Origin of the sequence: Citrobacter telavivensis (assembly GCA_009363175.1) — a bacterium.
Lineage (GTDB): Bacteria > Pseudomonadota > Gammaproteobacteria > Enterobacterales > Enterobacteriaceae > Citrobacter_A > Citrobacter_A telavivensis.
Map to the genome: position 1 here is coordinate 3678836 of CP045205.1, position 21539 is coordinate 3700374.

At 53.5% G+C, this 21539-nt stretch carries 17 protein-coding genes, 1 tRNA gene and 2 pseudogenes; 6 read left to right on the forward strand and 14 right to left on the reverse strand.

What is annotated here, in order from left to right; all coding sequences use genetic code 11:
- Positions 1-77 precede the first annotated feature (77 nt).
- The 3 genes from GBC03_20035 to ghrA all read right to left on the reverse strand — a co-directional run bounded on the left by GBC03_20035 (position 78) and on the right by ghrA (position 2418).
- Entirely contained in the window at positions 78-632 is a 555-nt protein-coding gene (locus GBC03_20035) for a molecular chaperone (protein ID QFS72330.1), read from the reverse strand.
- A gap of 23 nt (positions 633-655) precedes the next feature.
- Positions 656-1393, reverse strand: coding sequence for a PHP domain-containing protein (locus GBC03_20040; GenBank protein ID QFS72331.1), 738 nt, complete (start codon positions 1391-1393; stop codon positions 656-658).
- Positions 1394-1479: 86 nt separating this feature from the next.
- Positions 1480-2418: a glyoxylate/hydroxypyruvate reductase GhrA gene (ghrA, locus tag GBC03_20045; protein ID QFS72332.1), complete on the reverse strand. Its 939-nt coding sequence runs from the start codon at positions 2416-2418 to the stop codon at positions 1480-1482.
- A 234-nt stretch (positions 2419-2652) separates the two neighbouring features.
- Between ghrA and GBC03_20050 the strand changes: the two genes are divergently transcribed.
- Positions 2653-2740, forward strand: a tRNA-Ser gene (locus tag GBC03_20050).
- A 318-nt stretch (positions 2741-3058) separates the two neighbouring features.
- Positions 3059-3352: a hypothetical protein gene (locus GBC03_20055; GenBank protein ID QFS72333.1), complete on the forward strand. Its 294-nt coding sequence runs from the start codon at positions 3059-3061 to the stop codon at positions 3350-3352.
- A gap of 48 nt (positions 3353-3400) precedes the next feature.
- Here GBC03_20055 and GBC03_20060 read toward each other — a convergent pair.
- The 7 genes and pseudogenes from GBC03_20060 to putP form a co-directional block, all read right to left on the reverse strand.
- Positions 3401-4410, reverse strand: a pseudogene (locus GBC03_20060) (autotransporter outer membrane beta-barrel domain-containing protein).
- A gap of 25 nt (positions 4411-4435) precedes the next feature.
- Positions 4436-5689, reverse strand: a pseudogene (locus tag GBC03_20065) (autotransporter outer membrane beta-barrel domain-containing protein).
- Positions 5690-6069: 380 nt separating this feature from the next.
- On the reverse strand, positions 6070-6978 hold the full coding sequence (gene phoH, locus GBC03_20070) for a phosphate starvation-inducible protein PhoH (GenBank protein QFS72334.1): 909 nt from the start codon (positions 6976-6978) through the stop codon (positions 6070-6072).
- A 399-nt stretch (positions 6979-7377) separates the two neighbouring features.
- On the reverse strand, positions 7378-8661 hold the full coding sequence (efeB, locus tag GBC03_20075) for a deferrochelatase/peroxidase EfeB (GenBank protein QFS72335.1): 1284 nt from the start codon (positions 8659-8661) through the stop codon (positions 7378-7380).
- A 5-nt stretch (positions 8662-8666) separates the two neighbouring features.
- Positions 8667-9794, reverse strand: a complete 1128-nt coding sequence (gene efeO, locus GBC03_20080; protein QFS72336.1) for an iron uptake system protein EfeO — start codon at positions 9792-9794, stop codon at positions 8667-8669.
- 56 nt (positions 9795-9850) lie between these two features.
- Positions 9851-10684, reverse strand: coding sequence for an FTR1 family protein (locus GBC03_20085; protein QFS72337.1), 834 nt, complete (start codon positions 10682-10684; stop codon positions 9851-9853).
- Between the two features lie 222 nt (positions 10685-10906).
- Positions 10907-12415, reverse strand: coding sequence for a sodium/proline symporter PutP (gene putP / locus GBC03_20090; protein ID QFS72338.1), 1509 nt, complete (start codon positions 12413-12415; stop codon positions 10907-10909).
- A gap of 397 nt (positions 12416-12812) precedes the next feature.
- Here putP and putA point away from each other — a divergent pair, with 397 nt between their 5' ends.
- Positions 12813-16775 carry a trifunctional transcriptional regulator/proline dehydrogenase/L-glutamate gamma-semialdehyde dehydrogenase gene (gene putA, locus GBC03_20095; protein ID QFS72339.1) on the forward strand — a complete coding sequence of 1321 codons (3963 nt, stop codon included), beginning with the start codon at positions 12813-12815 and terminating at the stop codon, positions 16773-16775.
- A gap of 59 nt (positions 16776-16834) precedes the next feature.
- Positions 16835-17230: a DUF1311 domain-containing protein gene (locus GBC03_20100; GenBank protein QFS74080.1), complete on the forward strand. Its 396-nt coding sequence runs from the start codon at positions 16835-16837 to the stop codon at positions 17228-17230.
- On the opposite strand, the gene rutR is transcribed toward GBC03_20100, so the two are convergent.
- Together rutR and GBC03_20110 are read right to left on the reverse strand one after the other, a co-directional pair.
- On the reverse strand, positions 17227-17865 hold the full coding sequence (rutR, locus tag GBC03_20105; protein ID QFS72340.1) for an HTH-type transcriptional regulator RutR: 639 nt from the start codon (positions 17863-17865) through the stop codon (positions 17227-17229). The two genes, GBC03_20100 and rutR, sit on opposite strands and share 4 nt — an antisense overlap.
- 170 nt (positions 17866-18035) lie before the next feature.
- On the reverse strand, positions 18036-18209 hold the full coding sequence (locus GBC03_20110; protein ID QFS72341.1) for a stress-induced protein: 174 nt from the start codon (positions 18207-18209) through the stop codon (positions 18036-18038).
- A gap of 404 nt (positions 18210-18613) precedes the next feature.
- Between GBC03_20110 and wrbA the strand changes: the two genes are divergently transcribed.
- The gene (wrbA, locus tag GBC03_20115; protein QFS72342.1) at positions 18614-19210 is read left to right on the forward strand and encodes an NAD(P)H:quinone oxidoreductase; all 597 of its coding nucleotides are present in this window, start codon (positions 18614-18616) and stop codon (positions 19208-19210) included.
- Between the two features lie 20 nt (positions 19211-19230).
- On the forward strand, positions 19231-19458 hold the full coding sequence (locus GBC03_20120) for a hypothetical protein (GenBank protein QFS72343.1): 228 nt from the start codon (positions 19231-19233) through the stop codon (positions 19456-19458).
- 36 nt (positions 19459-19494) lie between these two features.
- Here GBC03_20120 and GBC03_20125 read toward each other — a convergent pair whose 3' ends face one another.
- Both GBC03_20125 and GBC03_20130 read right to left on the reverse strand, forming a co-directional pair.
- Positions 19495-20736, reverse strand: coding sequence for a bifunctional glucose-1-phosphatase/inositol phosphatase (locus tag GBC03_20125; GenBank protein QFS72344.1), 1242 nt, complete (start codon positions 20734-20736; stop codon positions 19495-19497).
- A gap of 86 nt (positions 20737-20822) precedes the next feature.
- Positions 20823-21530, reverse strand: a complete 708-nt coding sequence (locus tag GBC03_20130) for an ArsR family transcriptional regulator (GenBank protein QFS72345.1) — start codon at positions 21528-21530, stop codon at positions 20823-20825.
- Positions 21531-21539: the final 9 nt, after the last annotated feature.

Here is a 21539-nt window from a genome sequence, read left to right on the forward strand (position 1 = left end):
GCAACATGAATGAGATCACGCACACAATTCATGCAATGGAAATTACACGTTGCAGCATAAGGTGATTTAAATCACACTTACGCGTCCGTCTCTTCTTCCAGTTCGTCCCACATCGCGCCAATAGCATCGCGTGTTAACGGCGCCATTGTCCGCCAGAAAGGGGTGGTGGCGTGTGCTTCAACTTTCCCGAGGAAAGAGCCACACCATGGAAGGATATAGTCCGCGAACAGGGTTTCCAGCGCCTCGCTTTCATCTTCCGCAGACTGATCTTCCAGCCAGGAAGCGGCCAGCAGCAACGTACCAATATGATCGGCTGGCGTTTCGGCAAGTGGCATTCCGCGCGCGGAAAGGAACGTCCGCACCTCAGATTCTGTCGCGCCTTCCACCCACGCGCTGCGATACGGTGGCACCGAACACTCCGCACCGACAAACAGCGCATTGTAATCCGCCGCCAGTTGGGCCATATCGCAGCTTTTCTGCAAACGCGCCAACAGTTCATCCTGTTCGAGCGGCCAGCTTGCCGAGAGTTTACCTTCGCGAATCAGGGTAAAGAGCGGAACCAGTAAAGGATCCTGCGGTTGACGGTAATACAGCGATCCCAGTACGCGGCACAGGATAGAAAACTCGTTCATCAAAATATTCCAGCTCGTGGTAGTTAAAGTTCAGCAAATTCAGGAATCGGCGGCATACCGCGCGATTCCAGGAAATTGAGTAATCGTTTCGGCGTCACGTTTAAAATACGATCTTCCGGGAAGTTCACGTCTTCGAGGATTTTCAGGCACTCGCTAAAGTCACCCATCGTAAAGGCGGTATGAGAATCTGAGCCCAACGCCACCCAGCCGCCGGCATCGCGTACCGCCGCCGCTACCGCGCGACAGTTCGCTTCACTGCCTTTGCGCGAATGAAGGAAGGAGGAGTTGTTAATCTCCAGCGCAACCTCGTATTTCGCCGCAGCCTGGGCAATCGCCGTGATATCAACAGGATATTTCGGGTTGCCGGGGTGACTAATGATATGCACTACGCCGCTCGCCATGGTGGCGATCATCGCCTGTGTGTTGGTAGCTTCATCGTGGGGAGCGAAAACCGGTTCATGGAAGCCTGCAATAATCAGATCCAGTGAGGTGAGCATCGGACCGGTACAGTCAATTTCACCTTCGATGTTTTTGATGTTTGCTTCAATGCCTCGCAGGATCCCTACCCCATCCACCACGCGCGGCCAGATACGCATATTGATAAAATGCCAGTGGTGCGGAGCATCCGCCATGTCCGGGCCGTGATCGGTAATTGCGAACAGTTTCAGTCCCTGGCGTTTAGCCTGAGCGATGTAATCGCTCAGGGTGCTATAAGCATGGGTACTGGCGACGGTATGCATATGCAGGTCAACGGGATACATGTCTCTCTCCTGTGGTCATTTTTCGACAAGGATAGCAGGAATCGCCTGCGTTTATTAGTCGAAACCCGGCATCTGCCGGGTATACCTCAGTAGCCGCGCTGGCGATCGACCTGTCCGGTCACCGCTTCACCGTTTTCCAGATGTGAAATCGTGCGGGAAATATAGGCAACGGCTTCTGCAGGACGCGTGACCGCGGCAATGTGTGGCGTCATCGCCACGCGCGGATGTTTCCACAGCGGACTGTCCTCTGGCAGCGGTTCACGACTGTAGACATCCAGCATTGCCCCTTTGAGTTTTTTGCTGTTCAGCGCGGTCAGCAGATCATCTTCGTTAACGTGGACACCGCGCGCAAGATTGAGCAGATAAGCGCCATCCTGCAACTGATCAAGCAGTTTTCCATTGATGATGCCGACCGTTTCCGCCGTATTGGGCAGCAGGTTAATCAACACGCGGGTCTGGCTGAGGAACGCGCCCAGCTCTTCGGTACCCGCAAAACTCTCGACACCTGGCCAGGTTTTGCGGCTGCGACTCCAGCAGCGCAGCGGGAAGCCCCAGGCCTGCAGGCTTTCAGCCACTTTTGCCCCCAGCACGCCAGCCCCCATGATCCCCACGGTAAACTCCTCGCGCATATATTCCGGCAGCGGTTGCCACTGGCTCTCATTTTTAAGCGCCTGGTAATCATCAAAGCGGCGAAACCAGTGCAACACCTGGCTGACCGCGTACTCCTGCATTTGCAAGCCCATGCCGGTATCTTCCAGACGAAAGAGAGGAATAGCGGGATCCAGCATGGTGGGATGGGCTTTCAGTTTGCTCAGGATCGAATCCACCCCGGCGCCAAGTGCAAACACGGCTTTAAGTTTACGCCCTTCCAGCATATCTACCGGTGGGTGCCAGACCAGCGCATAATCTGCCGGATCGTTATCGCCCGACTTCCACTCCCGGACTCTGGCACCAGGAATGGCGTTTTCCAGTGCGGCGATCCACCAGGGGGTATCAAACGTAGGGTGATAGAAAATGATATCCATACTGACTCCTGCGGGTTGCTGTGCGAAATTTTGCGCACTTATTGTCATCGTTTTCAACGGAATCATCAGCATAGCAAATTCGCTGGCGCTGGCAAAAAAAGCAGTTTCCGCTTAATTAACCTACAGGTTGCTTGAAGTTTGTGTAAACGCACGATTTTTTGGAAAAGTTGATTGACGCAGGCGGTGTATTTCCCTAAATTAGCGCCCGTTCCGGTATGTTAGGAACAACAATATGGTGAGGTGTCCGAGTGGCTGAAGGAGCACGCCTGGAAAGTGTGTATACGGCAACGTATCGGGGGTTCGAATCCCCCCCTCACCGCCATATTTCAGATGAGAGCCGGTACTTATGTATCGGCTCTTTTCTTTTATGTTCTCCATCGGGGGGGATGAGAATCCCCGACCGGGGGTCGACAACGGGCTGCCCGTCAGGGCGAGCGAAGCGAGTCAATCCCCCCCTCACCGCCATATTTAAGAAAGAGCTCGTACGCAAGTACGGGCTTTTTTTTCGCATATTGCACAGGTCCGTGGCTGCCCGTCAGGGCGAGTCAATCCCCCCCAGAATGCCCCCCTGTCTGCGCTTGATTTAATCGGCCGTTAATCATGTTAATGTGATATCCCTTTTATATTTGTGGACAACACAATGAGCGTGCTTTACGTCGTCGTCTTAACCTATGTCAAACCATTGCATGAAATTGATGCGCAACTTCCCGCCCATGTTGAATGGTTAAAAAAAGGTTACGCCGCTAATCTTTTTCTGGCTTCCGGGCGCAGGCTCCCGCGAACAGGAGGCGTGATTCTCGCGAAATGCGATAACGAGGAGCAACTCAAACACTATCTGGCACAGGATCCCTTTCAACGCTCCGGTGTCGCTAACGTTGAATTGATTCCATTCGAACCCTCGATGATGGTCACTGAATTGCAGTCTCTTTTATAATGCTTAAAAAACAAAGCCCGGTCTCCCGGGCTCTGCACGCAGCATTAATTAGAACGACCAGCTTATCCCTACAGCCGCACGCCACGGAGACTCAACATCCGCCCCGCTGCCGTAACTGGCGCTAAGATGTCCACTCAGATCCTCAGTGAATTTCGCGCGAATACCCACCTGGTATACCCCTCGGGTTCCGGACAGATCGTTAACGAAATGTCCGTCATCATTCACATTAACCTTGTTGTCATCAGCGTATTCCTGTCTCACCGCCGCTTTCACCCATGGCTGAATCTCAACGCCATTATTCAGCGTCACATGATAATCGGTTTTCAGGCCAGCTTCGGCTCGAGCGATACGCGTGTTGTCCACTTCGGCACGCATCCCGTTTGAAAGGGTGTACTTGTTGCTGTCGGTGGTAAACCCGGTAAAGGCCGCATAAGGCGTTATGCCCAGGTCGCCTGCGGACAAACGCATCCCGCTTTCAAGATGCGCACCCGCGCCGTATGCACTGTAGCTGCCATTTGCCGCGCCGCCACCGGTCATGCGGCCTTTGACATCATTTTCAAAACGGTTCACTTTCACAATGCCGTCGACATAAAGACCATTGTTATGCTGCCAGCTTGCATAGGCGCCCAGCGCGTAGCTGTCCACATTGCCTTTACCGCCACGGTCGAAGCCTACGTTCGAATGTGAGTAACTGAAAAATCCGCCTGTCGTTATTCCACTGTTCTCGTGCTGGAAATGACGATCCGCACCAATCGTCACCCCGCTCAGCGTGTGATCGAAACCCGCCCCCGCCGAAGTGGATACGTCATCACGCGTATTGTAAACCGTGCTCCAGACGGCTCCATCCCGACTGAATGAATCGCGACCATCCAAACGTTCACGCACACTATCCAGTTCTGCATCGAATACGAGCGGCTCCACTGCGGCCATATTCAGTACGGCAGCCGTTGAGGGTGTGATGCGTTTTTTAACGATCTCAGGCTGTGGCTTCACCACCGGTACAGAATCAGCGGGAGAATCTGGATTCGGTTCAGGTTTAGATTGTCCCGGTTGTTCAGGTTCTGGCTTTTGGGTCAGATCCGCAATAAGCGACCACTTGCCCTCTTCTTTTTCTTTCAGTGTGTATTGGTATGTACCCAAATCGACTACGCCATCTTTATTACCCAGCGCAAATGTTGCATCACCGCTTGCTGTTTTTACCAGCAACAGACTTTGATCTTTATCCGGGCTAGAACCCGTATCTTCGACAAAAACATTGAAAGCGCCAGAGGCATTTCCAGTCACATCAAGAAGATCACTTTTCCCCGCAGACACATTGGTTTGCATGTAAAAGTCACCTTTTCCTTCCAGCGTATCCAGAGTCAGGGTATTCCAGCCACTGCTTTTGCTAACTGGCATGTCATGCAAATAAACTTTACCGCCGTCCAGTTGCAGGGCTTTCAGTGAATATGCAACATCTTCGGCACCCGCATTCAGTCGGAGTGTGCCCTGGCCGCCAACCTTAACATTTGCGGTTTCAGTCATGGCCTCTTTATAAAGAACCATCTGACCACCATGGATGTTGAAATCACCTTTGACCTTACCTGTTTCGGCATAGAAAGAGCCGCCAAAAATATCTGCACTTTCGACGGTTCCACCCTTTAAATAAAGTGAACTTTCATCGTTAAGAGTGGTTTTCTCTGCGGTTCCGTCTTCATTTATGAAGCCCTTACTCGAATGATAGAGTCTGGTATATAAGGCCCGACCACCCGCAACGACATGCAACTCGCTCGAATCGTAAAGTTCAGAGTTTACTGCACTCCCTGCCACGTATTGATAACCTTTTCCCCTAACCGTCGTGCTATCAGCTACTCCTCCTCTTTTTACATCCTGTTTGCCGTCCGCAATTTCCGTCAGGATTGCACGGCCATCGACATTTTGTGTACCGCCATTGGTTATATAAGTATTATGCGCCAGTCCAGAGAATCTAACTTCCTGAGTCCCGCCGTCAATATTCACACCCTCTGTTCTGGCGAAAACATCTTGTGTTCCACGAACTGTCGTTTTTGTTGCTAAACCATATTCGACATATTGAGAGCCGCCAGCCTCGATAGTACTGGAATAGTCCATGCCATCGATGATAAAGAAGAACCCGCCAGATTCAACCGTAATATTATTGCTCATAGCACCGTCTTTAAGAAAGAGTGTTCCGGGGTTTATAATAGTCGCATTTTCAATAACCCCCCCGTTACCCACCACAGTTTCCTCTTTGATTTCATATCCTTTTGTGGTGGCAGCTAATGCAACAGGAATATAACACGCAATCGCGGAAAGAAATGTCAATGACTTTATTTTCATCAAAAATATCTCTTCACATGTCCTTAAACATAAAGTTCCATTTTAAATAACAAATTTTACTATCTCCGCGTAATTTATAGCTAAAATACGCGAAAATCATAATACTGGTGAAAATCATTTTTTCAACCTAAAAACATTCTTTATTATTTTTTAATAAGATCGGAATTTCCGAAGAATAAGTGAAGCATAGAAAAGAATGAATGACAATTAGCTTGCAAATTAATATTATCCATCGAAATTAGTAAAGGTGAAATATAAATCACACTTCGGCTTAAATATTTTTATATTCATTGTGGGGTATTATTAAAAAACACAGTGTTCGTTCTTTGCGTAACAATAAAAACAAAGCCCGGTCTCCCGGGCTCTGAACACAATGGTGCTTAACTGTACGCATTCAGCGTTCGTTGGCAGAGCGCCGAGCGAACGCAATCATCTTTACTGAAGCGGACAATCCCTATCATCTCATCTTCTTTAAAGCGGCCCAGCGCGTCACTGAGTCCTGACTGAACGTGAGAGGGTAAATCGCACTGGGTAATGTCCCCGTTTACGATAACCGTCACGTTCTCCCCGAGGCGCGTTAAAAACATCTTCATTTGCGCAGCAGTGACGTTCTGAGCCTCGTCGAGAATGACCACTGCATTTTCAAATGTACGTCCGCGCATATAGGCGAACGGCGCGATTTCCACCTTACCGATTTCAGGTCGCAGGCAATACTGCATAAAGGATGCCCCCAGTCGTTTTACCAGGACGTCGTAAATCGGCCGGAAATACGGGGCAAACTTCTCCGATACATCTCCAGGTAAGAAGCCGAGATCTTCATCAGCCTGCAGAACTGGACGGGTGACAATAATCCTGTCTACATCTTTATGTATCAGGGCCTCTGCTGCTTTTGCCGCACTGATCCAGGTTTTACCACACCCGGCTTCGCCCGTAGCGAAAATCAGTTGTTTACTCTCGATAGCATTCAGGTAGTGCGATTGAGCCTCATTGCGCGCCATGACAGGCGTGGTGTCGCGACTGTCGCGCGCCATGCCTATCGCTTCTACGCCACTCATCTGCACAAGCGAGGTGACCGATTCTTCTTCACGCTGTTTATGACTACGTGAGTCCCGTCTCAGCACACGTTTTGCTTCACGACGAGCTTTGATCACTGCTTTTTGTCTTCCCATGGATAGCACCTTGAGTTGTTGGTATTCATCACACGCGCCGCTGGCAGCGCGATTATGCGCACGAACATCTGAGGGTTGGCTTCCTTGTAAGCCATAGCTTGCCTTTGGAAAAGACACCACACACGGCTACGCGCACCGAATATGGCGTCAGTAACACGAGTAAGAGAGGAAAGTGAGTGAAATTTAGCGGTGACGAGGTTGCTACCGGAAGAGAGACTTCCGCGTAAGGGACGGCAATAACTGTCAGAAACGTGTCCACGAGAGGACTTTACCATTCGCGATCTCCATAGTGAATAAGTATCACAGCCGGGAACTACCGCTATTACGTATAATTACATCAGAACTTAGCAATAACGCAACAATAATTTTACCTGACGTTAACTAAATTCTCATTTTCTGCTGGCAACAGTCTCTTACGGGGATATTACAAAATTATTTCAAAAAACGGATCATATAAAAAAAGAATATTTTCATAAGCGTGAGGCACAGCATACCCCGCCCGCAGACGGGGTTTCACTGTCAGGCTTCAAGCAAAGACTGGCCCAGATAGCGATCGGCCTGCTTAACACCTGGTAGTGCGAAGAAATAACCTCCGCCAATCGGCTTAACGTACTCTTCCAGCGCTTCACCATTCAACCGCTTCTGCACGGTCAGAAACCCTTTTTCCAGATCATGTTGATAGCAGACAAACAGCAATCCCATATCAAGCTGTCCGGAGGGCGTCACGCCGAGAGAATAGCTATAGCCGCGGCGCATCATCAGGCTTGACTGCGTCTGCGCCGTACGCGGGTTCGCCAGACGAATGTGGCTGTCCAGCGCAATAATATTGCCCTCCGGGTCGCTGGCGTAATCCGGCACGTCATGCTCGTGCTGCATACCCAGCGGCGCGCCGGAGTGCTTATCGCGGCCAAAAATGGTTTGCTGCTCTTTGAGCGGCGTGCGGTCCCAGAATTCGACACGAAACTGAATCAGACGTACAGCCTGATAAGACCCGCCGATTGTCCACTCTGGTTCCCCCTGCTCCGCCGTTACCCACACCACGTCCTGCATCAGTTTTGCATCGCTGCTGTCCGGGTTCGCCGTGCCGTCTTTAAAGCCCAGTAAATTGACCGGGGTCTCTTTACCTTTACTGCGTGCTGCATGGTCGGAAATAAACCCTTCCCGCTTCCAGCGAATGCTCAGTAAATCTGGCGTGTGCTTGATGATATCGCGCAGGGCATGGATCACCGTGTCCTGAGTGTTGGCGCAAATCTGCAACAGCACATCCCCATGACAAAGCGCCGCATCCAGCGAGTCATTCGGGAAGCGGGTCATTTTTTGCAACGTCTTTGGCATCTGTGCCTGCAGCCCAAAGCGGTCATCAAACAGCGAATGCCCCACCGACAGCGTCATGGTCAGGTTGTCCGGCGCGATGAAGGCACCGAGGATCCCGGAGTCCATCGGCGGCAAACGCGGATTCGCCGTTTCCGGCGCCGGTCCGCCGGTGGTCAGGAAGGCGATGCGTTTCGTCAGCAGGCGAAACAGTCGTTCAAGATCACCTTTGTCGGTCGCCAGTACGTCAAACGCTACCAGCATCATTGAGGCCTGCTGCGGCGTCAAAATACCCGCCTGATGGGGACCATAAAAAGGCTGTGTTTCGCTACGAGCATCCGGTGACAAGGTACCCGGCGCGCTTTGCGGTTTTTGCGCGTGCGCAACCGGGCAACCACCGGCTAATGCCAGCGCGCCACCAAGCGCGCCCATTCCTTTCAACAAACGTCGGCGTGACGGTTCGCTCACGCCGTTTTTATCATCATGCTGCATGGTGCTTAATCCAGACCCAGTACACCGCGTAATTGCGCGAGATCTTCCGCCAGCGTCGTAATCGGGCCTTTCAGCGCGTTACGGTCCGCATCGGTCAGTTTATCGTAAGTCTCAAAACCGTCTTTAGTGCGATATTTGGCAAGGATGGTGTCCACTTTTTTGAAGTTCGCATCCACTTTCGCCAGCAACTCCGCGTTGGATTTCTGCAGTTGCGGACGCAGCAGGTTTACTATCTTCTGCGCACCGTCAACGTTAGCCTGAAAATCCCACAGGTCAGTGTGGCTGTAACGATCTTCTTCGCCGCTGATTTTACTGGCCGCGACTTCTTCAATCAGTCCTGCCGCGCCGCCAACCACTTTGGACGGCGGGAAGGCCAGTTCACTGATGCGTTTTTGCAGTTCCAGCACATCGGTATTCAACCGATCGGCGTATTTCTCCATCCCTTTGGTCGAGTTATCACCAAACAGCGCTTTTTCCAGACGGTGGAAGCCGGTAAATTTCGGATCGGCAGCTTTTTGTTCGTAGTCGTCTTCACGGGCATCGATACTGCCGTCAAGATCGGAGAACAGCTCAGCAATTGGCTCAATACGCTCGTAGTGCTGACGGGTTGGTGCATACAGCGACTTCGCTTTCTCCAGATCGCCCGCTTTAATGGCATCAGTGAAGGCTTTGGTTCCCGCAACCAGCTGCGCGGTCTCTTCGGTCACATAGGCTTTATAGTCAGTGATGGCACCGCCCAGACTCAGCAACGCATCACTCTGTGCGGCATCTGCCGTCGCGCTGCCTTTGACAATCAGCTTCCCTTTCGGATTGGTCAGCAGGCCGCAGGTCATGTCATATTCGCCCGGTTGCAGGTTGGCCGTCATCTTCTGGCTGAATCCCGGCGCAATGTTTTCGCGCTCTTCAACCACCATCACGCCCTTCAGGATCTCCCATTCCAGCGCTTTCTGACTGTGGTTTCGAATGATGAACTGTGTTTTGCCAGCATTAACCGTAATGCTCATCGGCTCACATTGTTTATCGGTTACCGTAACGTTAACCTGCGGAATATCCGCAGCATGGGCAGTAAAAGCAGAAGCAAACAGCGCAGCCATGCCAAGCTGCAGCGCACTACGGCGAAAGTGATTCGTCATGACCATCCCTTTAAATAAGTATGTTGTAACTAAGTAAATGTCTGCGTCGCAAAGCGTCAAGGTGCTGTGCGGGACGCGGTTGTGCCTGTGCGCGGCGGCAATGCAAATACCACCAGCGCCGGTATCAAGTAGATAAACCAGACCGCGACCTCACTGACGCTCGGGGCTTCCTGGTAGCCAAAAATGCCTTCCATCAGGGTGCCAAACAGAGAATGCGTCGAAAGGATGGCGCTCATATCAAAAGCCACGTCCTGGAAGTGGTTCCACAATCCGGCCTCATGGAAGGCTCGAATCGCGCCCGCAGCAAGACCTGCTGCCACCAACAAAATGAACAGGCTGGTCCACTTGAAGAAGGCGCCCAGATTCAGGCGAATACCGCCCCAGTAGAGTAAGAAACCGAGAACAACAGCGGTCGCCAGTCCCAGCATTGCGCCAACCGGCGGCCAGATCCCAACGTCCTGTTGGAAGGCGGCCAGCAGGAAAAAAACTGATTCCAGCCCTTCGCGCGCCACGGCGAAAAAGACCATCATGATCAGCGCCCAACCGTGGTGGTTGCCGCGCTGTAAGGCGCTGTCGACCGCCTGTTCCAGTTGAACTTTGACGTTGCGCGAAACCTTACGCATCCAGAACACCATCCAGGTGAGGATCACCACGGCAATCACTGCAACGAGACCTTCAAACAGTTCCTGCTCCTTCTGCGGAAACTCACCGGTGGTCTCGTTGATAAAGATCCCTAACCCAAGGCAAAGCGCCGCCGCCAGAAATACGCCAATCCACATCACGCCAATCCAACGACCCCGTTGGGTGCGCTTCAGATAACTGGCAATCAGGCTGACAATCAGCGCGGCTTCCAGCCCTTCACGCAACATAATTAGAAACGGAACAAACATGCCTGACACCCTTAAACGTTATTCTTAGTCAACTGATGCAAAGAAAGGTAAATTACAGTGATAGTGATTATCATTACGAAAGAAAAAAACTCAAGCGGAATGTAATGATAATGATGTCAGAATGTAAATACTTAGCAGAATAATGGTTATTGCAGGAAGTCATCGCTGACAGCGACAAAAAAGCCCGCACGAAGCGGGCCTGATATTCAGTGGACTGAAGCGTTAGCTTTCCTGCAAACGCGACGGCGGTGCGGAGTGGTAGTGCGCATCTGCCTCAGCAAAGCGTTTGAGCATCGCCGGGGATGGCGCTTTACCCAACAGACTGAAGACGACGATACCGAGGCTACCGAAGATAAAGCCCGGAATGATTTCGTACAGATCCAGCCAGTCAAAATGTTTCCAGACGATCACCGTCAGTGCGCCGATAATCATCCCGGCCAGCGCACCGTTACGGGTCATGCGCGGCCACATCACGGAGAACAGCACCACCGGACCAAACGCGGCGCCAAAACCGGCCCAGGCGTAGCTCACCAGACCCAGTACCCGGTTCTCCGGGTTCGCCGCCAGAGCGATGGCCACCAGCGCGACCACCAGCACCATAATGCGACCTACCCAGACCAGTTCCTGCTGGCTGGCATTTTTACGCAGGAACGCTTTGTACAGATCCTCAGTGATGGCGCTGGAGCACACCAGCAGCTGACAGCTCAGCGTTGACATCACCGCCGCAAGAATTGCAGACAGCAGGATACCGGCAATCCATGGGTTAAACAGGATTTGCGCCAGTTCAATGAACACGCGCTCCGCGTTCTGATTCACGGAACCTGCCAGCGCCGGGTTATTATTGAAATATGCAATACCGAAGAAACCGACCGCAACCGCGCCCGCAAGACAGAGGATCATCCAGGTCATGCTGATACGGCGCGCATGCACGATGCTGTGGTGGGAATCCGCCGCCATAAAACGCGCCAGAATGTGCGGCTGACCAAAGTAGCCAAGACCCCAGCCCATCAGGGAGATGATGGCGACAAAGTTCAGCCCCTTGAGCATATCGACGTTTTCAATACTCTTTTGCTTGATGACTTCCAGCGAATCGCCAAAGCCCCCAACGCTAATGATGACGATCACCGGCGTCAGGATCAGCGCAAAAATCATCAGGCTGGCCTGCACGGTATCCGTCCAGCTTACCGCGAGGAATCCGCCAATAAAGGTATAGATGATGGTGGCTGCCGCGCCCGCCCACAGTGCAGTTTCATAGCTCATGCCAAAGGTGCTTTCAAACAGACGCGCCCCAGCCACAATGCCGGACGCACAGTAAATAGTGAAGAACAGCAAAATCACCAGCGCGGAGATAATGCGCAGAACCCGGCTCTTATCCTCAAAGCGCCCGGTGAAATAATCCGGCAACGTCAGGGCGTTATTATTATATTCGGTATGCACGCGAAGACGTCCGGCCACCAACTTCCAGTTGATCCACGCCCCTAGAGTCAGACCGATGGCAATCCAGCTTTCTGAAATCCCCGAAATGAAAATCGCGCCCGGTAAGCCCATCAACAGCCAGCCGCTCATATCCGATGCGCCTGCGGATAACGCCGTCACGAAAGGCCCAAGGCTACGGCCTCCCAGAATATAATCATCAAAGTTCTTGGTTGAACGCCAGGCGATAAAGCCAATCAATATCATGCCAAAAATGTAGACACAGAACGTCACCAGCATCGGTGTACTAATTGCCATAAACTCTCCAGACTCTTCTGTTTTATTGCCCTGCCGGAACGTGGCAAAGCATGTTGTATTTCCCAGGCGACCGTATCCTGCCGGAAGCGTGAGTTATTCACAATCGATTTAACACATCATTTACATCAAATTTTGCTGCCAATGAACTCTAATTTTCGCCAGGTTGCACTCTCTCACACTTTTTCCGGTTGCACCTTTTAAAAGTGTTAAGTGCCGCAGAGAAAAAGATAGCGTTATTACTTTTCCCAACGTCATACATCTTTTTTTTATTAACATTTCATTCATTTTTAAGCTTGTCGTACAGGTCACATTTAACGTGGTTGCACAAAGTTGCAACATGGTGGATATTTCTCGATAACTATAAGCAGTGCATTATCGAACAACAGGAGCAGATGGCATGGGAACCACCACGATGGGGGTTAAACTGGATGACGCAACGCGCGAGCGTATTAAGTCAGCGGCAACGCGAATTGATCGCACTCCGCACTGGTTGATTAAGCAGGCAATCTTTAATTACCTGGAAAAACTGGAAAACGATGACACGCTACCAGAACTTCCTGCGCTGTTAGCCGGAGCCGCCAACGAAGGCGATGAGTCGACGGCACCGCAGGAAGAGATCCATCAGCCTTTCCTGGAATTTGCCGAACAGATCCTCCCTCAGTCGGTCTCTCGTTCCGCCATCACCGCCGCGTACCGCCGCTCTGAAACTGACGCCGTTTCGATGCTGATGGAGCAGGCGCGTCTGCCGCAGCCGGTGGCCGAACAGGCCCACAAACTGGCTTACCAACTGGCGGATAAACTGCGTAATCAGAAATCGGCCAGTGGTCGTGCCGGTATGGTCCAGGGGCTGTTGCAGGAGTTCTCCCTCTCCTCGCAGGAAGGGGTGGCGCTGATGTGCCTGGCGGAAGCGCTGCTGCGTATTCCGGATAAAGCCACGCGCGACGCCTTAATCCGCGACAAAATTAGCAACGGCAACTGGCAGTCACACATTGGTCGCAGCCCGTCGCTGTTCGTCAACGCGGCCACCTGGGGTCTGCTGTTTACCGGTCGTCTGGTTTCCACCCATAACGAAGCCAGCCTTTCGCGCTCCCTGAACCGCATTATCGGTAAAAGCGGTGAACCGCTGATCCGCAAAGGCGTCGATATGGCGATGCGCCTGATGGGGGAACAATTCGTCACCGGGGAAACCATTGCTGAGGCGCTGGCAAATGCCCGCAAGCTGGAAGAAAAAGGTTTCCGTTACTCCTACGATATGCTGGGTGAAGCCGCGCTGACCGCTGCCGACGCACAGGCCTATATGGTCTCCTATCAACAGGCGATTCATGCAATTGGTAAAGCGTCGAACGGGCGCGGGATCTATGAGGGGCCTGGGATCTCTATCAAGCTCTCTGCCCTGCATCCGCGTTACAGCCGCGCCCAGTACGATCGGGTGATGGAAGAGTTATATCCACGCCTGAAGTCGCTAACGCTGCTGGCGCGCCAGTATGATATTGGCATCAATATCGATGCCGAAGAGGCTGACCGTCTGGAGATCTCCCTCGATCTGCTGGAAAAACTGTGCTTCGAACCTGAACTGGCCGGCTGGAACGGTATTGGCTTCGTGATTCAGGCCTACCAGAAACGCTGCCCGTTCGTCATCGATTACCTGACAGACCTGGCAACCCGTAGCCGTCGTCGCCTGATGATTCGTCTGGTCAAAGGTGCCTACTGGGATAGCGAGATCAAACGCGCCCAGATGGACGGTCTGGAGGGCTATCCGGTTTACACTCGCAAGGTCTACACCGACGTCTCCTATCTTGCCTGCGCGAAGAAACTGCTCGCCGTACCGAATCTTATCTACCCGCAATTTGCGACCCATAACGCCCATACGCTGGCCGCCATTTATCAACTGGCCGGACAGAACTACTATCCGGGCCAGTATGAATTCCAGTGTCTGCACGGGATGGGGGAGCCGCTGTACGAACAGGTCACCGGTAAAGTCGCGGATGGCAAACTGAACCGTCCGTGCCGTATTTATGCGCCGGTTGGCACCCATGAAACGCTGCTGGCGTACCTGGTGCGCCGTCTGCTGGAAAACGGCGCCAATACCTCCTTTGTTAACCGCATTGCGGATACCACGCTGCCGCTGGACGAACTGGTGGCCGATCCGGTCGACGCCGTCGAGAAGCTGGCGCAACAGGAAGGTCAAACCGGTCTGCCGCATCCGAAAATCCCCCTGCCGCGCGATTTGTACGGCAAAGGTCGCGATAACTCGGCCGGTCTGGATCTTTCCAACGAACATCGTCTGGCCTCGCTCTCCTCTGCCCTGCTCAACAGCGCGCTGCAAAAATGGCGGGCGCTACCGATTCTCGACACACCGGTTGCCGAGGGGGAAATGAGTCCGGTGGTCAACCCGGCAGAGCCGAAAGACATCGTTGGCTATGTGCGTGAAGCCAGTGAAGAGGAAGTGGAACAGGCGTTGCAAAGTGCGGTGAACAACGCGCCCATCTGGTTTGCGACACCGCCACAAGAACGTGCCGCCATCCTCCATCGCGCAGCCGTGTTGATGGAAGGCCAGATGCAACAGCTGATCGGCATTCTGGTACGCGAAGCCGGTAAAAGCTTCGCCAACGCCATTGCCGAAGTACGAGAAGCGGTAGATTTCCTGCACTATTACGCCGGCCAGGTCCGTGACGATTTTGACAATGAAACTCACCGCCCGCTCGGTCCGGTTGTCTGTATCAGCCCGTGGAACTTCCCGCTGGCTATCTTCTGCGGACAGATTGCCGCGGCGCTGGCCGCAGGCAACAGCGTCCTGGCAAAACCGGCAGAACAGACGCCGCTTATCGCGGCCCAGGGGATTGCCATCTTGCTGGAAGCTGGCGTACCGCCGGGCGTGATACAACTGTTGCCTGGACGGGGTGAAACGGTAGGCGCGAAGCTGACTTCCGACAATCGTGTGCGCGGCGTGATGTTTACGGGTTCGACCGAGGTGGCGACGCTGCTGCAACGTAACATCGCAACGCGTCTGGATGCTCAGGGTCGTCCGATTCCGCTGATCGCCGAAACGGGCGGCATGAACGCGATGATCGTTGACTCGTCCGCCCTCACCGAACAGGTCGTGATCGACGTACTGTCCTCAGCGTTTGATAGCGCCGGGCAGCGTTGTTCCGCACTGCGCGTGCTCTGTTTGCAGGATGATATCGCCGACCACACGCTGAAAATGCTGCGTGGCGCGATGGCCGAATGTCGGATGGGCAACCCAGGGCGTCTGACGACCGATATCGGTCCGGTTATCGACAGTGAAGCCAAATCCAACATTGAACATCACATTCAGGCTATGCGGGCGAAAGGTCGTCCCGTGTTCCAGGCCGCACGTGAAAACAGCGAAGATATCCGTGAGTGGCAGAGTGGTACATTCGTTGCGCCAACCCTGATTGAGCTGGAAAGCGTTGACGAGTTGCAAAAAGAGGTCTTTGGTCCGGTTCTGCACGTCGTGCGTTATAACCGCAACAACCTGGACGCGCTGATTGCGCAGATCAACGCCTCTGGCTACGGCCTGACGCTGGGCGTTCACACCCGTATTGATGAAACCATCGCCCAGGTCACCGGTTCGGCGCACGTGGGTAATCTGTACGTCAACCGTAATATGGTGGGGGCGGTCGTCGGCGTACAACCGTTCGGCGGCGAAGGGCTGTCGGGTACCGGTCCGAAAGCCGGTGGGCCGCTCTATCTCTACCGTCTGCTGGCAAACCGTCCGGAGAATGCGCTGTCTATAACCCTGGCGCGTCAGGATGCGGACTACCCGGTGGACGCCCAACTCAAAGCTGTGCTGACCCAGCCGCTGGAAGCGCTCAGCGAGTGGGCAGCCGATCGCCCTGCGTTGCGCCAACGCTGCCAGCAGTTTGGCGAACTGGCGCAGGCAGGTACGCAGCGTCTGCTACCGGGTCCCACCGGTGAGCGTAACACCTGGACACTGTTACCGCGTGAGCGCGTGTTGTGTATCGCGGATGATGAACAGGATGCGCTGGTACAACTTGCCGCCGTCACCTCGGTCGGTAGTCTGATTTTGTGGCCTGACGATGCCTTCCACCGTGACCTGGCGAAACGTCTGCCGGCAGCGGTTTCCGCCCGTGTTGAGTTTGCGAAAACCGACAGCCTGACGACGCAGGCGTTCGATGCGGTGATCTTCCACGGTGATTCCGATCAGCTTCGCGCCCTGTGTGAAGCGGTTGCAGCCCGTGAAGGCGCGATTGTCTCGGTGCAAGGTTTCGCCCGTGGCGAAAGCAATATTCTGCTGGAGCGACTGTACGTCGAACGCTCGTTGAGCGTGAACACGGCAGCCGCCGGGGGGAACGCAAGCCTGATGACAATTGGCTAAGGCTGTGGTTAATTAAGGCTCCGGAAACGGGGCCTTTTTTTATGGATCCAGAGGGAATGATGAAACGAATACTACTCACCTGCGCTGCGCTGCTGCTCAGCGGTCAGGTGCTGGCCGATGATTGCGCAAATGCCAGCACGCAAGCGGAAATGAATGCCTGTGCCGTTACCCAGTACCAGACGGCAGACAAAGAATTGAATGAAACGTATCAGAATGCGCTGAAACGCGCGGCCCCGCCCCAGCAGGCGCTGCTGAAAAAGGCGCAGACCGCGTGGATAGCCATGCGCGATGCCGACTGCGCGCTCATCAGCTCCGGCACCGAGGGCGGTAGCGCTCAGGCGATGATCGCCAATCAGTGTCTGGCGGATAAGACCGCCGAACGGGAAGCGTTTCTCGCCTCACTGCTACAGTGCGAAGAAGGCGATATGAGCTGTCCGCTGCCGCCAGCCAATTAACGGACGCGAATTCCCTCAATAATCATGCGCTGAACGTTCTCAACCGTCTGATTAAAAAAGGTTTCGTCACGCAGCGTTGCGCCCGTCACCGCCTCCACCTGAGGTGCGAAATCGGCGTAATGCTGTGTTGAGGCCCAAATCATGAAGATCAGATGCTGCGGGTCGATCGGCGCCAGTTTGCCACTCTTCACCCACCCCGCAATCAGCGCGGACTTCTCATCAATCAGCGTTTTCAGATCGCCGGTCAATTCATTCATCAACAGCGGTGCACCGGCCAGCATCTCCATGCAGAAAAGGCGTGAGGCCTGCGGGTAGTCGCGAGACACTTCCAGCTTCAGCCGGATGTACTCTTCAATGGCGGCCAGCGGCGCAAAATCTTCACGAAAGGCCTTTAAGGGTGCCAGCCAGATATCCAGAATCTGTCGCAGCACTGCCACATACAACGCCTCTTTTGACGGGTAGTAATAAAGGAGATTGGTTTTGGAGACGCCGGCCTGTTCGGCAATTTGCTCAATGCGTGTGCCGTGAAAACCATATTGTGAGAACGCATTTAATGCGGCCGTCAGAATCGCCTCGCGTTTCGCGCTGACCGCCTGCGAGCGCTTACCTGTTTTTTTCCCCGCATGTTGAACCATGCCCCTCTCCTTGTTCCGTAAATCTGGCAGTGGCGCATAGTCTGCGGGGCGTTTCATTTCAGTTCAACCTGACAGGCAAAAAAAACCGCCGGAGGATCCGGCGGCGGTGGCATCATCACGCAGAGATAGCACGCTTTCGTGATGATTTTCCGGGGTAGCAGGCCAGGCCTTTACGAATTACGGTTGCCGTGGCTACTTTTGCCCCCTTTCTTACCGGCTTCTGATGCACGCTGCGGGTCATTCTTGAAATTCCCCCCACTGTGCTGACCACCTTTACGACCTGCTTCTGATGCTCTTTCACGGTCTTCGGCAAAATTGCCGGAGCCGCCGCGATGGTTTGCCATTTCTGACCTCCGTCATTGATTAGACATCGTCGTGCCCAGGTGTCGGGGAGTTTCCCCTCGCGGCGTATGACTGACGCCATAACGTTCGCCGCGTGGAACTAAGCATAGTGAACACCGGTCGTTCAGGAGGAGATTTGTAATATTCTGTAATATCTTTGTCCGCGTATGGCTTTATTGCGGCAAACAAACCGCATAATTGTTTCTTATGGCAAAAGAAAGCCCGCGCGGAAAAAATGTATCATGATAATTCATGAACGCTCCATCGGCATGAGGCCGCTAAATATCATGATTAAATTTATTATAAATCAAAGAAATGTTTCTAAAGCTTGCACTCTCGTCGACACGACTTATCTTTAAATAAGTGCAGCAATGAGCTGCTTTCGATAAACCGAGGAGTAGTGCAAATGGCAAAAGTTCTGGTGCTTTATTATTCCATGTACGGACACATCGAAACGATGGCACATGCGGTGGCAGAAGGAGCAAGCAAAGTCAATGGCGCGGAGGTCACCATCAAACGCGTACCAGAAACGATGCAGGCGGAAATCTTCGCTAAAGCAGGCGGTAAAACACAAAATGCCCCCGTCGCAACCCCGCAGGAACTGGCTGATTATGACGCCATTATTTTTGGTACGCCGACGCGCTTTGGCAATATGTCAGGTCAGATGCGTACCTTCCTGGATCAGACGGGAGGACTGTGGGCGTCCGGCGCGCTGTATGGCAAACTCGCCAGCGTTTTCAGTTCTACCGGGACAGGCGGCGGCCAGGAACAAACTATTACGTCCACATGGACTACACTTGCCCATCATGGGATGGTGATTGTCCCTATCGGCTACGCCGCACAAGAACTGTTTGATGTTTCGCAGGTTCGCGGTGGTACGCCTTATGGCGCAACGACCATTGCCGGTGGTGACGGTTCACGCCAGCCAAGTCAGGAAGAACTCTCTATTGCGCGTTATCAGGGCGAATACGTTGCCGGTCTGGCAGTGAAGCTCAACGGCTAATCTTCAACGGGAGGATAAGAATGCCAACTCAAGAAGCGAAAGCTCATCACGTCGGTGAGTGGGCAAGTCTGCGCAATACATCGCCAGAAATAGCCGAAGCCATATTTGAAGTTGCCGGATATGACGAGAAGCTGGCAGAAAAAATTTGGGAAGAAGGCAGCGATGAAGTACTCATTAAAGCCTTTGATAAGACAGATAAAGACGCGCTCTTCTGGGGTGAACAAACCATCGAACGCAAAAACGTTTAATCCGTCAATTCCCCCGCTCGCGCGGGGGAATCTCACTTACTTCGCGGCCTCATTCAGCAGCGCGTCAAACTTGTCAATCGGACAGAAACCATTCGCATCAATCGGGCATCCTTTCAGCTCCAGCGCGACGCGTTGCGCCGGTGCTTTCAGCGTCAGCACATCCGCATTACGCAACTGATCTGAACTCTGATACACATACTCGATTTTCATCAGATCGCGGTTGGCTTTCGTGTCATGCCAGCGCTGGAACACAATCTTGCCACCGATCGGCGTACGTTCGTTCTGATCGTGTAGCTGATAGGGTTTGAACTCCAGTGCGGAGAGCAGCGAGGCGATGTTTGAATCATGCCCCACCAGCACGGTGATTTTCGGCGCTTTCGCCTGTTCGGTTACCAGCGTTTTGTCGATGTATTTCACCAGCGGTTTCGCGACATTGCGCGCGACTTCCGCAGAGGTAAACAGGCTGTCCTGGTAGCCGTTTTTCAGTTTCGACAACACCTTCCATTGCTGATCGGATTTAATTTCACCCCAGGCCACCTGATCCATCGGGAATCCTTCGTAGTATTGCAGCGTGAAGGCGTCCACCAGCGAATTCCCCACTTTCAGCGGTCCGGAGACCCCCGGTTCCTGCTCATCGTTCGCGCTGAAGGTGTCTTTGGCCTCAGTCAGAGAACACTGCTGTTTCTCCTTGCACGACGGTGAATCTTTGTAGTTGATCATCTGCTCCAGCAACTTGTAGCTGTCATCAAGTTGCATCTGGCTACGTTCTTTTTCCATCGCCTGCACGGCTTTCTCACGGAAAGCCACCGAGTCATCGGTGATCACCGGGTTGAAGGTTGGGTCCATGGTGCCCATTTTTTCCTGGTGATGTACCGGAACATCACAACCGGGGAACGCGCCGGTGATAAAGAACTGGGCGGTCGCAACCGTACGTTGCAGACTGTTAGCATAGGTATAGACCGTCTCCGGTGCCGGGCACTCGCCGGATTTCACCATCCCCTGCTCTGCCAGCCATTCACGCATGTAATGACCCATATACACTTCCAACACGCCACCTTTGGTGGTGAGCTGTCCGCCCGGCACATCCCATTCAGGCCACTTATTCGGTGTGGACTGCTCCAGCACGCTGCCATTATTCGCCAGCGGTGCGCGTAAGTTGTGTCGACTCATCATCAATACTTGCTGTAGCTGATAGCCTTCCGGCGCGGCTTGCGCCTGTGCTGCAGAAGACAACATCACAACCCCTGCCACAGCGGCGGCAATTAACGATTTGTTCATCCCTACGACCTCGCGTTGTTATTCGTCATCCATAATTGTGACAGATATATTACACTTTTCCGGGAACGAGACCGCAAAACCGGGATTCAGCGCATCATCTGGATGCCAAATATCATTTGCAGCTTTCGGGTCCCGGAAGGCGTGAAGGTGACATGGCGGCTTCCCGGAGCCGTTTTGATCCACCGCTGCCCGGTAAGCCAGGTCAGCAGCGCCGCGCCGAGCACGCCGCCCAGATGATAACGTCGTTCACTCCAGTCCAGACAGCCGCAGCTGAATTTGCGTCGTGACGCACCGGTCTGTACCACAACGCCCAGTTCCGCCAGTTTTTCCTCACCCAGAGGCGTCAGCGTTTCGCCGTCCGCCGTCAGCCACTGACGGGAAACCAGCGTATCAAACAGCATCACCGCCACTTCCCCCGCCAGATGGTCATAACAGGTCCGGGCCTGTCGTAAACCCGGCGGGGTGCTGATTTTTCGCGAAGCCGTTGATGCCCAGGCCACTCCCATCAGGCGCTCCAGCAGTTCAGCAATGTCAGCACTTGCCAGGCGAAAATAGCGATGCCGCCCCTGGGAGAGCGAAACCACAAACCGCTGCTCGCACAGACGGGCCAGATGCGCACTGGCGGTGGAGGCCGAAATATCCGCCACCGCACTCAGTTCCGTCGCCGTCCATGCCCGACCGTCCATCAGCGCACACAGCATTCGGGATCGCGATTTGTCCGCCATCACCGCCGCCGTCAGCGCCATTCGCGACTCCAGTTCGCCTTCTTCTTCATTCACGACTACTGACGTCATACAAACCTC